9 protein-coding genes are annotated in these 15532 nt (G+C 40.0%); 4 read left to right on the top strand and 5 right to left on the bottom strand.

The window, feature by feature from the left end; translation table 11 throughout:
- Window positions 1–44 precede the first annotated feature (44 nt).
- A complete protein-coding gene (locus JWG40_RS10125) occupies window positions 45–1871 on the top strand; it encodes a sensor histidine kinase (protein ID WP_205285693.1) in 1827 nt (608 codons plus the stop codon).
- On the opposite strand, the gene JWG40_RS10120 is transcribed toward JWG40_RS10125, so the two are convergent.
- Window positions 1868–2956 (bottom strand): acyl-CoA desaturase, encoded by a 1089-nt coding sequence (locus JWG40_RS10120; RefSeq protein ID WP_205285692.1) that lies wholly within the window; start codon window positions 2954–2956, stop codon window positions 1868–1870. The genes JWG40_RS10125 and JWG40_RS10120 overlap by 4 nt on opposite strands.
- Before the next feature lie 58 nt (window positions 2957–3014).
- Between JWG40_RS10120 and JWG40_RS10115 the strand changes: the two genes are divergently transcribed.
- Complete coding sequence (locus JWG40_RS10115; protein ID WP_205285691.1) at window positions 3015–4148, top strand: LBF_2804 family protein; 1134 nt, start codon at window positions 3015–3017, stop codon at window positions 4146–4148.
- A gap of 36 nt (window positions 4149–4184) precedes the next feature.
- A complete protein-coding gene (gene tpx, locus JWG40_RS10110; RefSeq protein WP_015682126.1) occupies window positions 4185–4700 on the top strand; it encodes a thiol peroxidase in 516 nt (171 codons plus the stop codon).
- Here the strand turns inward: tpx and JWG40_RS10105 are convergent.
- From JWG40_RS10105 to JWG40_RS10095, 3 genes are all read right to left on the bottom strand, one after another.
- Entirely contained in the window at window positions 4684–6993 is a 2310-nt protein-coding gene (locus JWG40_RS10105; RefSeq protein ID WP_205285690.1) for an ATP-binding protein, read from the bottom strand. The genes tpx and JWG40_RS10105 overlap by 17 nt on opposite strands.
- The gene (locus JWG40_RS10100; RefSeq protein WP_205285689.1) at window positions 6990–8081 is read right to left on the bottom strand and encodes a metallophosphoesterase family protein; all 1092 of its coding nucleotides are present in this window, start codon (window positions 8079–8081) and stop codon (window positions 6990–6992) included. Before JWG40_RS10100 ends, JWG40_RS10105 begins: the two co-directional genes overlap by 4 nt.
- A 75-nt stretch (window positions 8082–8156) precedes the next feature.
- Entirely contained in the window at window positions 8157–9350 is a 1194-nt protein-coding gene (locus tag JWG40_RS10095; RefSeq protein ID WP_205285688.1) for a CaiB/BaiF CoA transferase family protein, read from the bottom strand.
- A 108-nt stretch (window positions 9351–9458) separates the two neighbouring features.
- On the opposite strand from JWG40_RS10095, the gene JWG40_RS10090 reads away from it, so the two are divergent.
- Window positions 9459–13688 carry a beta strand repeat-containing protein gene (locus tag JWG40_RS10090; RefSeq protein ID WP_408611509.1) on the top strand — a complete coding sequence of 1410 codons (4230 nt, stop codon included), beginning with the start codon at window positions 9459–9461 and terminating at the stop codon, window positions 13686–13688.
- Window positions 13689–13729: 41 nt separating this feature from the next.
- On the opposite strand, the gene JWG40_RS10085 is transcribed toward JWG40_RS10090, so the two are convergent.
- Complete coding sequence (locus JWG40_RS10085; RefSeq protein WP_205285686.1) at window positions 13730–15529, bottom strand: sulfatase; 1800 nt, start codon at window positions 15527–15529, stop codon at window positions 13730–13732.
- Window positions 15530–15532 lie beyond the last annotated feature (3 nt).

Here is a 15532-nt window from a genome sequence, read left to right as displayed (position 1 = left end):
TTCTTCATTAAAATAATCTAGTTCTTACATTCTATACAGATGACATGCAAACACAAGTTTTCTTTCCTTTGGGAATCATAATCCTTTCGTCTTTTGGCTGGTTTGTTTTGGCTTATGCTTTCAGCAGCACAGATTCCACAAAACCCTTCTCCTTTTTTGCATCTGCCATGGGACTTTTGACAATTTCCCTTTTGTATTTTTTAAGGCGAAAAACAGAATCACAAACCACAGAAAAACCAAAAAAACGTGATGAACTCGTCCAAAACCTGTTTGCCTTAGAAAAATTCAAAGAAGAACTCATTTCCTTCAATGACCCAGACCAAATCAGCCAAACCATAAGCCAATTCCTTGAGTCAAAGATTCCAGCAGACTTTGTACAAGTGTACACTTGGGACGAAAGAGAGGGACAATTTCGGCCCAGACCCTTTTTGGAATCACGAAACCAAAAGTTTTCGGAACTACCTTCGATTCCTGTGTTTAATCCTTTTTTACTCTGGTTATCCGAAAGAGAAGGAATCCATATCAAGGAAAACTTTCTCCAATTTGCCTCTCCCAATCATGAAAAAATAGCCAAACAAGCATTAGATTTTTTCAAAGAAACCAAATCAGAGTTAGTGGCCACACTTTCGATTAAGTCAAGCCTTGTTGGGTTTATCCTTCTTGGAAAACACAAAGAAGGAAAAATTTATGATATAGAGGAAATCGAAATTATTTTAGAAATCCTCGCAGTTTCCCTCATGTCTCTTTCTAATTCTATGATTTACCAACAGTTGTTAAATTTAACAGAAACCTTGGAAGCGAAAGTAAGAGAACGAACCAAAGAATTAGAAGAAACCCAAGCCCATCTTGTCCAATCTGAAAAGATGGCTTCTCTTGGGGTGATGGTGGCAGGCATTGCTCATGAAATCAATACTCCTGCGGCAGTCATCAACGGGGCCGCTGACAACTTGGATGCAAACTTAGTGTTTGTTTTGTCTCACCTGGGGGACATTTCTTACCTCATCCAAAATCCCGACTTTCGTTCCATTTACTTAGACATTCTCTTTAGTTTTGTAAAAGAAGATCCCGCAGCAAAAATCGATCCCAAAGATAAGTTCAAATTAAAAAAAGAAACCAAGTTTCGTTTTATCCAAGATGGGATTCCAGAAAATGATGCTTCGGATTTATCTACTTTTCTTATCGATCATCATCTTTTGCATATGCAAGAAGAGCTCTTGCGGATTTGGAAATCGGGTGGGAAAGAAACCTTTGAGATGTTAAAGAATACTTTAAGCCTACAAAGAAATATTAAAAACATCAAATATGCCATTCGTAATATTGTTCGTATTGTCAAAGCACTAAAGTATTATTCCCACTTGGGGCAGGCATCCTATGCTGAATGCGATCTACATGAAGGATTAGAAAACACTCTTGTTATTATGCAAAACCAAATCAAACATGGAGTGGAAATTGAAAGGGTTTACGGAAGTATTCCTCCAGTTCGCTGTAATATTGATGAACTGAACCAAGTGTGGACAAACCTCATCACCAATGCCATCCATGCGATGAAAAAAATAGATCATCCAAAACTTACCATATCCTCCAGAAGGGTGGGAGAAGAATATGTACTCATAAGTTTTGAGGACAATGGGTCGGGAATCCCCACTGAAATTAAAGATAAAATTTGGGATCCATTTTTTACCACAAAAGACCAGGGGGAAGGAACAGGGCTTGGACTTGGGATTGTGAAGGGGATTATTGAAAAACACAAAGGCAGGATTGAAGTAGAATCAGCACCTGGACGAACTTTGTTTATGGTATATCTACCGTTAGTTGGCCCAGGAGACGTTCCTAGTATCCCGAAAGAAATCTTCCGGGAGATTCGAGGTTAAGAAAAAAGTGGTCTGCTAAGAAGTTTTTCCCAACTAGCTTTCGTTTCTTCAAATTTCATTCGTAAAACGCCTACTTCTTTATCACCGGAAGTCTGTTTTGCTTGTTTCCATTTTTGGTATTCTTGCACGGCAGACTCACGTAAACTTGCGAGTTGTTCTTCCCAAAGACGAAGTTTTTCTTCCCCTACATTTGTATATTTATGAAGGGTTTCTTTTTCCTTTAAAAACATAGTTTTTTGTAAGATTTTTTCTTCAGAAACTTTTTTTAAGTTATATGTAAGACCCAAAAAGGAAAGGCCTTTTATCATCCATTTGGATGGATCATAATCAAACCAACGGATTCCATTTCTATAGTCAGATTGGAATTCGTGATGGAAGTTGTGAAAACCTTCACCAAACGTAAAAAAGGCGATAATCCAATTATCGCGAGCGGTTTGTTCTTTGGAGAAAGTTCGTTCTCCCCAAACATGACAAGCACTGTTGATAAAAAACGTGAACTGATGAACTATAAAAAGCCTGAGGAACCCTGCTACAAAAAATCCTTCCCAAAAAGAACCCCATAACATAGTGATAAGGCCTGGAAGGATAAAACACATAAAGATTGCAATGGAATAAAAATGTTTATGTTGCCAAAACACCAGCCGATCGTTCACTAAATCTTGCACCCCTTGTTGTACATACTTTCTTTTGCGAAACAACCAACCAATATGAGCATACCAAAATCCTTTTTTAATGGAATAAGGGTCTTTGTCAGTATCTACAAATCTATGGTGGAGGCGGTGGTCTTCACTCCATTCGAGAGCAGTTGATTGGAAAGCAGCAGCTCCAAAAAGGAGTAACCAAAGTTTGACGAGAAATTTTGCTTCATAAGCTTTATGAGAGAAAAGTCTGTGATACCCTACGGTGATTCCCATTCCCGTTGCAAAAAAATAAAACACAAATAAGGACCAAGTGCCCAAGTGAATGGTTTCATAAAGATAGAAATAGAGAGTTCCGAAGATCCCCACCAGAGGAGATGTGAGTAAAAATAGAGTCGTGACCCAATCGATGGGTTCTTTGATTTTGATTTCAGCTTGTGTCGTCATAGAGAATTCCTGTTTGATGGAATGAGAGTCCCAAACCAGGATATCGGTTGCAAAAAATATGAGTACAGAACGTTACAAACCGGGTTTTTTAGAACAGTGGGGTCGTCGTGTTCTCATCACCATTGGTTCTCGCTCGGGGAAACTCGAAGATTCTGGGAAAAGTTTTGCCTACCATTCGCGAGCTCTCCTTCTTTGGGGCATTTTTTGGTCTTTTTGGATTGGGTTTTTGCCTTCCATTGCCTTTGTTTATTTTTGTACTTATCTTCCCCCACTCGCGTTTTGGCCCCTAAATTCCCTCTCCTATCCTGCACTTTTAGGTTTTTTTTTCCTTTTGGTTTTGGCAACCGTACTTGAATTTTATCTCCTCTTTCGATTAGGATTTTATCTTTCCTTTCGGATGGCAAAGTATGCGGATGTTGCACTTGCCGAAGAACCAGAGCTCATCACCCCCATTCCTGGAATGATGGCACGTTTAGTTTTAGAAATTCCCGACCCCAGGATCCGTTTGTATGGAATTGATCCTTACAAACACTTAAATGAAAGGGCCTTATTCTTTCGAACAGCTTTGTATAAAAGTAAAGTTTTCCTTTCTAATATTTTCGCTAAACTTCTGTTAAAGGTTTTTCTAGGAAGGACGGGACTTCGGTTTTTAATCGAATATATTTCAGGGCCTGTGACAGGAATTTGGGACAGTGTCACCACTTATATGATTTTGTATGAACTACGCAAACGAATCATTACAAGAAAGTTGTCCCATGCGATGTTGTTAAAAATCAAATCAAAGGAGAGAACTAAATCATTGATAGAATCAACTGTGCGAGCTGTAGCTCTCTCCATTGTTTTTACAAAAACCTTCCACCCAAACTTTGAATACTTGCTTTTTGGGCTCATTGGCCTATTACCAGAAAGGGACAAACTCACTAATCTAGATGATTGGACCGAGTTTGTACATTCCTTCCAAAATCTAACAACGGAAGAAAGAAAATGGCCCATTGCACTCTTTGCCCTTTGTTCCTCATTTGATGGAACTTTAAACAAAGAAGAATTAGAGGCCTTTCGAGACATCACTGAACTCTCGCCGGCCTGGCTCCTCGACCGAGTACGAATTTTAAGTGAAACCATTCGCAATGGAGAACTTACGGAATCTTTACAATGGATGGAAAAAATCCTTCCCGAAGAATCGATTCACTGAAAGAATAGAATTAGTCTAAATACAAAGGAGATAACAATGGCACAAGTCACACTCAAAGGAAATCCCGTTCCACTCGAAGGAAACCTTCCCAAACCAGGGGACAAAGCACCCGACTTCCGAGTCGCAAAACAAGATTTAGGTGATCTTACATTAAAAGACCTAGCAGGTAAGGTAAAAATTTTAGTAGCAGTTCCAAGTTTGGATACAGCTGTTTGTGCTTTGGAAACTAAAAAGTTCAATGAAAGAGCAGCCAAAGAAAATGGAATCACAACTCTCATTATTTCTGGTGACTTACCCTTCGCAATGAAACGTTTTTGCTCCACAGAAGGAATCGATTCTGAGAATCTAATCACTGGATCGCAATTCAAAGATTTTTCTTTTTCTAAAAATTATGGAACTCATATTGCTGCAGGTCCGCTCGCAGGACTTTCTGCACGAGCTGTCTTTGTTGTGGATAAAGACGATATCATTCGGTATACAGAACTTGTACCAGAAATTGGAAGTGAACCCAATTACGATACAGTTCTTGCGGAAGCTAAGAAACTGGTTTAGTCAATTCATGGATTTGGCACGGGAGGTTTAGCCCCGCTGCCAATTCTTTGATTTTAGAAACAAGTTCCCCATCAAAACTAAAGAACACAACCTTCCAATCTTCTTCTGCACTAGCAATACACTGGAGTGTATAGGCCAAAGCAGAATCTCGTCGGCCCTCATCCATATGGCGGAATGGTTCATCTAACAAAAGATAGGGCAAGTTGAATTGTTTTCCAATCCGAAAGGCATATTCCAAACGTAATACATAAGAAACTTGTTCTTTGGTTCCCGTGGAAAGGTTGGCAAAAGCCAAACTTTCTTCAGAAGAACCAGTTGTGATTTGAATCTCATCGGAAAAACCATTCCATTGGATCTGTTTTGCGGGAAGGGGTCCTTTGAGAGCATCCATTCTTGTTTGTAAAGACTTGACTAGTGAGGACATTTTGTCCGTACTTTCGACTTGCATCTCAGAAAACACTTCAGACAAAACTTCCAAGGCTTGGAAGTTTCTTTCCAAATCGTTTTTCCATTTTTCTTTTGTTTCTAATTCACGTTTGGCCCCGTCCCATTCTTTTTGAGCCGGAACCATTTGTGATTCAAGAACTGCCTTTCCTGTATCTAATTTTTTTTCTAATTCCACCAAGTTGCGTTCTAAATCACGAATTTTATCGGAAAGGATTTGAACTCCATTTTCTAATCTTTGTTTGGTGGCTCTGTCTTCAGAAGAAAAAGATTTTGAAATTCCTTTTTTTTCTAAGTCACTGAGTTTGTCTTTTAGTTTGAGTTTCAATTCTCCTAAATCAGTACTTCCCCATTTTTTTGATTCTGATTTTAAAGATTCCGTTAAGGTGTGTAATTTTTCTTGTTTCAATCGAATTTGTACATACAACTCGGAAAGTTCCGAAAGAGAATGGACGCCTGCCTCTCGCCAAATACCGATTAACTCTTTTTCTTTTTCCGATAGAATTTCATTTGTTTTTTTATCTTCTGCTCGAAGAAGAGTGATTTCTTCTTCGAGAGTGACCATTGCCGTTACAATGCTTTCTGATTCGAGTTTTTGTTTTGTGTATTCCCTATCGAATCTTTGAAAGGTAAGAGATAATGATTCCATACTGAGGGAATCTGGTTTCCATTCGCCTAAGGTTTTGGTTTCCATCTCATTGGCGATTCGGCGAATCATTTCAATCCACTTTGGTTCATCTCTTTCGACTTGGATCTCCTTGGCACGAAAAACAAAATAGAAAAAGAAACCAAACAGAATGGCAGGCAGAAAATACATCCATACACCAAATTCTGAAAATAGGGAAAGAATCAGAGAAAAAATTCCTAATGCGCCTGAACCTCCCGCCAAACTTCTGTATAATGGATTCCAAACTGTTTTTTGAACCACGGGAGATTCTTCTTGGAACTTACGAATGGTTTGTTTCCAAGTTTCAAAATAATCAAAATACGATTCTAGTTTTTTAGATTTTTGGTCTGCTTGTGATTTTTGTCCTTTGAACGACTCCCATCTCGTCTCCGATGTTTGTATTCTTTCTTTGGAGAGGGAAAGTTTTTGTTCAAAGGATTTGATTTCGCCATCGAGTGTTTTTGCTTTTTTATCCCAATCAGACTTTAAGATTTTTTCTTCTAGTTTTGATTGTGATTCAAGTGTTTCCCATTGTAATAGTTGGGTATAAATACGATCGGCTTCACTGTGTTCTTCCGTTTGGCGAATCTCTTCTAATTGTTTTTTAAGTTTGGTTTGATCGTTAAGATTCAATGCCAAAGTTTCTTTTAGTTTTTTGCGGTCCGTTTCCCATACAGGTAGATCTGCAAATTGAGAAGAGATTTTATTTAAAGCCAACTCAGAAGCATCAAATTTTTGTTTGGCGGCCATGAATTCAGATAACGCTAAATTCCATTCTTTGGCAGATTTTCTCGTTCCCGATTTGGCCGAAAGTTGTTCCACCTGTTCTTTTAATTGAGAAGGATTGTATCCACTATCGAATATCGTTTGTTCGATGGTACTCACCAGCTCCTTTTCCGAACCCACATCCATATTCCCTTCGCGGATCACAAGAGAGTTCAAATATAAATTTTGAGAAATCGAAAGTTTGGAAATTCCTAAATCAGAACTTCGCTCAGCTTTGTATCTGGTATTCAGTACTGCGCCATACTTTGTACTACCGACCACTTTCACAAGGGCAGAGACAAAGGCATCTAGGATGGTAGTTTTTCCAGATTCATTCGGACCTGTGAAGACAGTCACTTTTTCGATTGGGAATTCTTTTTTGGAAAAGAGTCCGAAGTTTTCTAATTTTAATTTCATCGGTTTTTCTTTCCTTCTAAGATCAATCGAATCCCCGTGACTCGAGTCTGTCTCCAAAGAATGGGATCCATTTGGTCCTTTCTTTCATTCATTTTGTCTAGGAATTGTTTTACAAATTCATTTTCAGACAAATGTTGGATCACAGTGATTTGCGATTCATCAGGATCAAATTCTAAGATACGGAACTTTGATTTCCATTCCCGAAGAACCGATTCTTGGAATTTTTGTTTTTCTGTCATCGAGTCTACATATCCTGCAAAACGAAACACAATCCAATCTTTGGGACTTGTTCCTTCCAAATATGTTTCGATATTCTCTTCTGGTTTTCCTTCGGTATCCAAAGATACTAATATCTCTCTGTACTCACCAGCCTCTTTCCAATACACAGGTTCTGTGCGAACCTTGGATTCATCGATATGGATAAAAATCCCACCCCTTGGCCCCAATTCTCCTTTTCTCCATACACGAGAAGAACCCGCATAACCAACGCTACAGTTTCCAACAGCCCCCATTCGAGCACGGTGGAGATGTCCAATCGCAAGATAATCCAATCCTAAGTTTTGGATGAGATGGGGATCAAGATACGAGCCACCTTCTTCTTCCTCCTCACTCAGTCCCGTAAAACTCATTCCAGGAACCGTACCATGCGCAAGACCGATCCGAACTTTGGTTTGTTTAGGTGGTGGAGGTGATAATAACAATCCAGAATAATTCTCTTGGTGAGGAATGGATACAAACTCGATCCCTGAATCCTCAAATAAAAAATAAGGAGTTTCGTCTAGGACCTTTACTTTTGTGGACCAATCATAATCCACGTAACGGTTGTTATTTCCTTTTTTCTCCAGAATTTCATGGTTCCCGGGAAGAAAATACACAAGACCGGAATAGGAAGAGACTAGTTTTAAGAACTCCGACCGAAGCCCTTCTAAATCAGGAAAGGTATTAAAAAGATCCCCACAAAATAAAATGCGATCGCATTTTGTTTGTTCGGCGGTAATTAAGATTTCACCGAGAACAGCTATGGAATAGTTTTTTTCGTCTTTGGAACTTTGGGAAAGATGGAGGTCAGAAACTTGTAATAACTTCATATTGTATGATTAGGGGAGATTTTACCTCCCCCCTGGGACAAAATAAAGAAATTACGAAAAAAAAGCAAGGAGCGGTTAAATTACCCTGTCTTTTTTGAACTCTGCAATTTTTTCTTTGGGATAACCCAAACCACCCAAAATCTCCTCTGTATGTTCCCCGTGTTCTGGCGGATCATTTCTGTAAGAAAATGGGGTTTCTGAAAAATGGAAGGGAGAACCAAATTGAAGGATGGGGCCGTATTTGGGATGGTTTCTTTCGAATACCATTCCCCGATCTTTCATATGCGGGTCTTGCGTTATTTCCTTCATATTCAAAATGGGAGAAAGACAAGCATCTGTATTATCAAAGATAGGTTGTAAATCAGCATAAGTTTTTGATTTAAAAAAATCAGCTAACTTCTGTTTAATGAGAGGAATGTTTTCTTCGTTCATGGGATGGTCTTTGGTAAGGTTTTCCATTCCTGCTGCCCGTAAAAAAGTTTGAAAGAACATATCTTCCAAAGCACCGAGTGCCACGTGCCTTCCTTCTTTGGTTTCATACACATTATAATTCGGTAATTTACCAGATAATATATCATTCCCTGCTTCGGGAGAAGTATCCGAGGCTGACAAAATCCCACCGTATAACGAAAGAAATTGGAGAGAGGCATCTGTCATAGAAATATCTATGCGTTGTCCTTTGCCTGTTTTTTCTCGATAATAAAGGGCTGCAAGAATGGCAGAAAGCGCGGTGAGTGTTCCTCCTCCCACATCAGCCAATTGAAAACCAGCAGGCCTTGGAGGATTTCCTGTTTGGTCAAGGACTCCTGAGATCGCAAGATAGTTTAAATCATGTCCTGCAAAGTCTACGTACTTACCCGAGATACCATAGCCAGAAATTCCACAGTAAATCAAACGCGGGAATTTTTCTTTTAAGACATCATATCCTATTCCCATCTTATCCATTCCATCGGGGCGAAAACCTTCGAGTAAAATATCAGCATCTTCCAAAAGTTTGAAGAGAATTTCTTTCGCAGATTCTCTTTTTAAATTCAGAGTGATCGCTTTTTTATTTCGATTGAGCATCATATACAAGGCCGGGTACCCTGTTTTTCCTTTGAACATCGCGCGAGATCCATCATAGGCCCTCGGGTTTTCAATTTTAATGACCTCGGCTCCCATATCCGCTAAGTGTTGGGAACAGAGAGGGCCCGGTAGGAGTAAAGATAAGTCGACTACTTTCACACCAGCAAGTGGTCCCTTAGAAGTTTGATTTTGATTTTTGCTCATTTTTGTTTATTGCATATCCTGGAAATTTTTTTCTGATTTAGGGTATTTTTCTCGTAATATATAAAGGGAGAACCCTAATTGGAAGGCAAACGAGGACAAAAGGGAATCATGTTCAGGGTCTGTATTTCCATCATTTTTCTCGTTCTCTCCACTCTCTCTGTATCCTGCCAATCCATAACACCACTTAATCTACAGATGTTATTCGGTTCTTTCTTTGCATCCACAACCGGGCAAGGATCTGTAATATACGATACTCCAAATTTTTTATTTACGAGTGAAAATGGAAGACAAGCAGAATTCGCAGTTCGTTTGAACATAGAGCCTAACAGTTCAGTAAGAATTGGCCCAATAGCTGTCTCTGATTCCACAGAAGGAGTTCTTTTATCTGCTACTTTCATAGAATTTACAGAGGATAATTGGGACATACCACAAAACATTCGTTTAGCGGGAGTGGATGATTTGATTGCTGATGGAAATCAAAACTACAGAGTCCAATTGGGAACTATGTTTTCATCCGATATTCGGTTCTCCACACAAGGACTTCCTGTGTTACTTGTAGTGAATACTGACAACGAATCTTCCGGAGTGGCTGCAAGTCCCACTCTTGGCCTTATCACTTCCGAAACGGGGGAAACGGGAACCATTGCTTATGTTTTACAAACAAGGCCCATGCAGGATGTCTATATTAGAAACTTTGTTTCGAATGATACCACCGAAGCCACTGTGGCAGCAGTAGAACTTGTTTTTACACCTAACAATTGGGATGTGCCTCAAACTGTTACAATTACTGGTGTGGACGACTTTAGTGTGGATGAAAGTACATTTCAAATTTCTGCCGATGCCACTGTATCCAACGATCCCGCTTACTTAGGAAAACCAGTTCCGATCATAACGGGAACGAATGTAGATGATGATGTGGCAGGTTTTACTGTGGTCAATTTATCTGGGCTTACCACAACAGAAGCCGGAGGAGCAGTCAGTTTTGCTGTGGTAATGAATACACTCCCAACAAACTCAGTGACAATCCCATCTATCGTGGCCACACCGAGTTCTGAATCTACAGCTTCTCCCTCTTCGCTTACCTTTGCACCAGGAGAATGGTTCACTCCAAAAATTGTCACTGTGACAGGAGTAGATGATTTTATTGTGGATGGACCAAAGACGGTTTCAATTGTAACGGGTGCAGCAACGTCCGCAGATGCAGATTACAATGGTTTGGCGGGACCAGTTTTTCCTTCTGTTACCAATACTGATGATGATGTTCCCGGATTTGTTATCACAACACCAGGGAGTTTGACCATTTCAGAAAATGGCGGAACACTTTCCTTTGCTATCCATCTTTCTTCTCAACCACCCCCTGGCTTTACAGTAACACTTACAGGAATTTCAGAAAACCATTCTATCACCAATGCCAGCACCTCAAATCTAACTTTTACCAATGCCAATTGGAATGTAGATCAATTTGTCAATATCACAACGAACAACAATTCGATTGATGAAGATACAAGGACCGTTACTTTACAATTTGGAACTGTCGATACAGGCGGTTCTGCAGATCCCGTATACAACTCGGTAACACCACCCACGCAAGTTACCATTCTTGTGACAGACGATGACACGGCAGGATTTACAGCCACACCTGTGGGTGGGCTTGTGGTTCATGAAAACGGAACCCCTTTTACAGAAACGTTTACCGTGGTTTTGAATTCACAGCCGACAAACTCGGTGAGTATACCAAGTATCACATCCAGTAATACTTCAGAAATCACAGTTTCACCCTCTTCTTTAAACTTTACTACAGGGAACTGGAATACACCTCAAACCGTAACCATTACATCCGTGTTAGATGGATCAGACGATGGGGATCAAAATGTAAATATTTCTTTTGGAAATTCATCCTCTACAGATCCCAAATACAATTCTATCTCCATTCCGGCAGTCACTGCCATCAATACTGATAGCAATGAACCTCTGGTTCGAATTCAAAACCTATCCGCATCTTCGATTGTAGAAAATGGAAGTTCTACCATTACCTTCGAAATCAGACTTTCTTTAAAACCGAATTCCAATGTAACGATTGGTCCCATCACCTCTTCGGATGGAACCGAAGCCGTGTTACTAGATAGTTCTGCGGGAGTTGCACCATCGCGTACCCTTACCTTTACTCCCACAAACGGACAGGCCGCAAGTTATTCAGGCAGTACCAGTGACAGCGGTTGGGATGTGGTGCAAGTGGTGACCCTTCGTTCGGTATCTGATTCCTTTGATGATGGAAATCTTCCCGTAACCATTCATATCCCTCAAGCAAGTGGATCTTATTTTACTGGACTTTATCCTACAGGCGCTCTTCCCGGATATACAGAAGCTAGCGGAAATTTGGTGGTCACAGTCACAGACAACGATACGGTTGGTTTCACCATCTCTTCTACAACCTTGAATCTGACCGAAGGAGGAAGTGATGGAACCTTCACAGTTCGTTTGAATTCGGCTCCTTGTGACAGTCCCGGCAATTTGGCAGCTTGTACTTCGGGTTCTGTCACCATTCCGATCACGGGTGAAACTTTCAACTTACCCGATTCGGTTCAATACACATTCTCACCAGCGAGCCTTACCTTCACTCATACCAATTATTCTACCACACAAACTGTAACCGTTATGGTCACCAACGATTCGATTAACGAAATAGCGACAAGAACCCATACACTTACGTTAGGTGCAATTTCGGGATCAGGAACTGATTATGAAGGTATGAACCCTTCAGACATCACTGTTAATATCGATGATGATGATAATCCATCCCCCAGTATTTTATTTACCTTAGATGCAGGACAACCCTACTTTACAACCGAAGCTGGACAATCTGCAATGTATAGCCTAAGACTGGGAAGTCGGCCTCTTACTGGAAACCAAGTTACTGTGACAGTGGCCACTTCTGATACTACAGAAGGGATGATTAATGATGGAGGAACTCCCGTTAGCTCCAAGCAATATATTTTTAATGAAACCAATTGGAGCACTTCGGTTCCAGTAGAAATCCAAGGAGTTTCTGATGTCTTAACTGACGGGAACATAAGTTATACGGTGACTGTGAATGGAACAGAAACAGGTTCCTCTCCTTCCTGGTATGTTAGTTTTGTGGGAAGTACGGGAGATACAGCCACAATTCTCAACTATAGCATTTCCGAGAACGCAGTCACTATAGTCACTCCAACCAATCTAACGCGGGCAGAAAATTCCTCCGCCTTTCCCATCTATATTTTACTGAGTCAAGCACCCACAGATGATGTCATGGTTCCGGTTTCTCTAACCACTACTTTTCCATGTGAACTTGTTGTAAGCCCAACTGTCCCACAATTTTCAATCTCCGCAAGTTCTGTGACTATCACCAGTGCCAATTGGAATACGATCGGAGCGCATAACACAATCACTGTGACCCCAAATGACGATGCAGTCGATGATGGGAATGTATCTTGTCCTATTGTTGTGGGAATCCTCTCTTCCTCTGATGGATTTTATAATGGAGTAAATCCTTACCCTTCCGCGAACTATCCAATGCTCACTTTAAATGATAATGACAGTGCAGGAATCACTACTTCTGGATTTTCACCAGCGACAGTGATCACTTCCCAATCAGGTGCCTCTTCTGAATTTTATATTCATTTAGACTCACAACCCACAGCCAATATCACTGTGAACTTCAGTACTTCACCTGGCGGCCTAGTAAGTTTTCCGACGGGACCACTTACATTCACACCAAGTAATTTTGGATCAGGACAACTAGTCACTGTTACTGGACTCGATACCGCCGCAGTGGGAGATGTGGGTTACACAATCGCATCTGTTGTGACTTCGGGAGAAACGGGCACTGGGTTTACACCATCAGCAATCTACAGTGCACTCACACCTTTATCTATCAACGGAAACCATATCAATTATATTTATGATATCATTCCTTGCACTGACCCGAATCCAATGAATGTTTGCGGAACATCACCCAATAGTTCTGGAGGCATCGTCAACTCACCTAACTTGATCACTACGGAGATTGGTGGCCAGTCCAGGTTCCAAATGCGATTGCGGGCACGACCAGTTTCTAATGTCACCATTCCTATTTCAAGTTCCAATCCTACTGAAGGAACCTCCTCAGTTTCTAGTTTGGTATTTACCTCCAGCGACTGGAATACCTTCCAAAACGTTGTCCTTACGGGAGTTGATGATTTCCTTGTTGATGGAAATATGGCTTATTCGATTCTTTTTGGTTCCTTAAGTGGTGGTGGCGCAGGAGTGAATGGGGAGTCATTACCTTCAGTATCTGCCACAAACCAAGACAATGATTGAATGGATTCTATTACCAATTGGTAAAAACCAAATAGTAGATACTACTGCACATATCCTTGTTTCTTTAGAATCTCCAAAGCATCGGTTCCTAACTCTTGTTTAGAAGAGTAAGATTTTTTTTGTCCCCCCTCTTTCCAAAAATAAACTTTTGCATCTGGGTGGAGGATTGGTCTTTGTGGGCCTGACTCGTATAACAGATCACAGTTGGTTTTACAGGAAGCCATACTCACACCAAAGTATCCCGTAAAAATTTCAGATTTCGGGATTTGCTGATTAGAAAACCATATATTAAATTCTGGAAAACTGACATCGGGATACACTTCAAAACTAATTTCAAAGGCCTTGGTTCGATTAGTATGAATCTCTACCAATTTTCCTTTCTCATCAATAATAAGGCCTTCTGGCAGAGTCGCCATTCGAATCGTCCCACTAGGAACTCGAATTTGTATTTTTGAATCCGTTGATTTTGGTTGGATCGAAAGATGATACATGGGAAGTTTTGGTTCCATAGAACGAATTTGTTTCCAAAACCGCAGAATTTTCTTTTCCAGAGATGGATTTAATTTCATATCGCCTATGGCTGAAATATTAGAGATACGTAATGGATTTTCTTGGTTAGGATCTTTTTTGGCATCCGAATACAAATAAAACTCACTTCCCACAGAACCTAACCAAAACTTTCCGACTTCATGAAACCGATAAGACTTTTGCAAAAGGAACTCCGATCCTTCTCCATACCCTTGCGTAAATCTAGTTTCTCCGTAATATGTTCGTTTGGTGGTCTCTTGATTTTCGATTAAAGGTTTGAGAGATTTTCCTTGGATGGACTTAGGAATGGGAAGTCCACAATAATCAAGAACCGTTGGAAATAAATCAATGGATCTTGTCATTGAAGAAATTGAATCTTTCAAAGTTGAACCAGGCAATTTAAGGAGCAGCGGTACATGGATATTTTCCAAAAACAAATCCTGCCCATGACCATAGTATGTATTAGTCCCCGTGAAGGGAGAGATCGCATGGGCACTATGCATCACCTCTCCATGATCGGCAGTGATTAGAATGAGAGTGTTATCCCAGAGATTTTTGGTTTTAAGTTCCAGAAAGACTTTTCCCAACTCTTCATCTACAAAGGCGACTTCTCCCAGGTAATTCATTTTCTTTTCATCCAATACTTCTTTGGTCTGGATTCGATTGGTAAATCCTGGTGGTGGCGTATAAGGTTTGTGAGGATCGTTATAGTTTAAAAAAAGGAAAAAAGGTTTTTTTTGCGTGGAGATTTCATCCAATACTTCGAATGTTTTCTGAGTAATTTTTTTTGTATCTTCGCTATAATTAGAAAAATCATATAACGAATCAAAACCGACATCAACACCAAGCCCAAACTTATCAGTTAAAAATGGATTATTTCCTACCATATAAGTAATAAACGAATAGTCTTTTAATAACTTAGGTAGAGGATATTTTTCACTCCGATAAAATGCTTCCACTTCCGATTTTGTGGTTGGATAATCCCAAAAATTAACAGGATTTGCGGAAGCATATTTCCCTGTAAAAAAAACCAGAGTGGATGGCCTAGTCCATGCTGCATTGACCAAATGGTATTGGAAGTTGATCGCATTTTTTTGAAACAAATCCAAATGCGGAGTCACTCCATAACGACCGATGATATCTCCACGAAGCGAATCTATCACAATCCAAAGTACATTGGGGCGTTTCTGTATGCTAGACGAAACAGATTCCATGTCTGTTGTGGAATCTGTTTTTTTACAAAGAAAACAGAAAAGAAAAGAAAAAAGAAAAAGTAATGTTTTTAGTTTTATAGTAACAGATTTACGTTTCAAGAT

The organism is Leptospira abararensis, assembly GCF_016918735.1.
Classification (GTDB): Bacteria; Spirochaetota; Leptospiria; order Leptospirales; family Leptospiraceae; genus Leptospira_A; species Leptospira_A abararensis.
This window is presented reverse-complemented; position numbering and strand designations above follow the sequence as displayed.

What these genes read in the sequence shown, in the direction of transcription:
- tpx (WP_015682126.1), top strand. Translation starts at nt 4,185, where the DNA reads ATGGCACAAGTCACACTCAAAGGAAATCCCGTTCCACTCGAAGGAAAC.
- JWG40_RS10105 (WP_205285690.1), bottom strand. Translation starts at nt 6,993, where the DNA reads ATGAAATTAAAATTAGAAAACTTCGGACTCTTTTCCAAAAAAGAATTC.
- JWG40_RS10090 (WP_408611509.1), top strand. Translation starts at nt 9,459, where the DNA reads ATGTTCAGGGTCTGTATTTCCATCATTTTTCTCGTTCTCTCCACTCTC.
- JWG40_RS10115 (WP_205285691.1), top strand. Translation starts at nt 3,015, where the DNA reads ATGAGTACAGAACGTTACAAACCGGGTTTTTTAGAACAGTGGGGTCGT.
- JWG40_RS10125 (WP_205285693.1), top strand. Translation starts at nt 45, where the DNA reads ATGCAAACACAAGTTTTCTTTCCTTTGGGAATCATAATCCTTTCGTCT.
- JWG40_RS10120 (WP_205285692.1), bottom strand. Translation starts at nt 2,956, where the DNA reads ATGACGACACAAGCTGAAATCAAAATCAAAGAACCCATCGATTGGGTC.
- JWG40_RS10100 (WP_205285689.1), bottom strand. Translation starts at nt 8,081, where the DNA reads ATGAAGTTATTACAAGTTTCTGACCTCCATCTTTCCCAAAGTTCCAAA.
- JWG40_RS10095 (WP_205285688.1), bottom strand. Translation starts at nt 9,350, where the DNA reads ATGAGCAAAAATCAAAATCAAACTTCTAAGGGACCACTTGCTGGTGTG.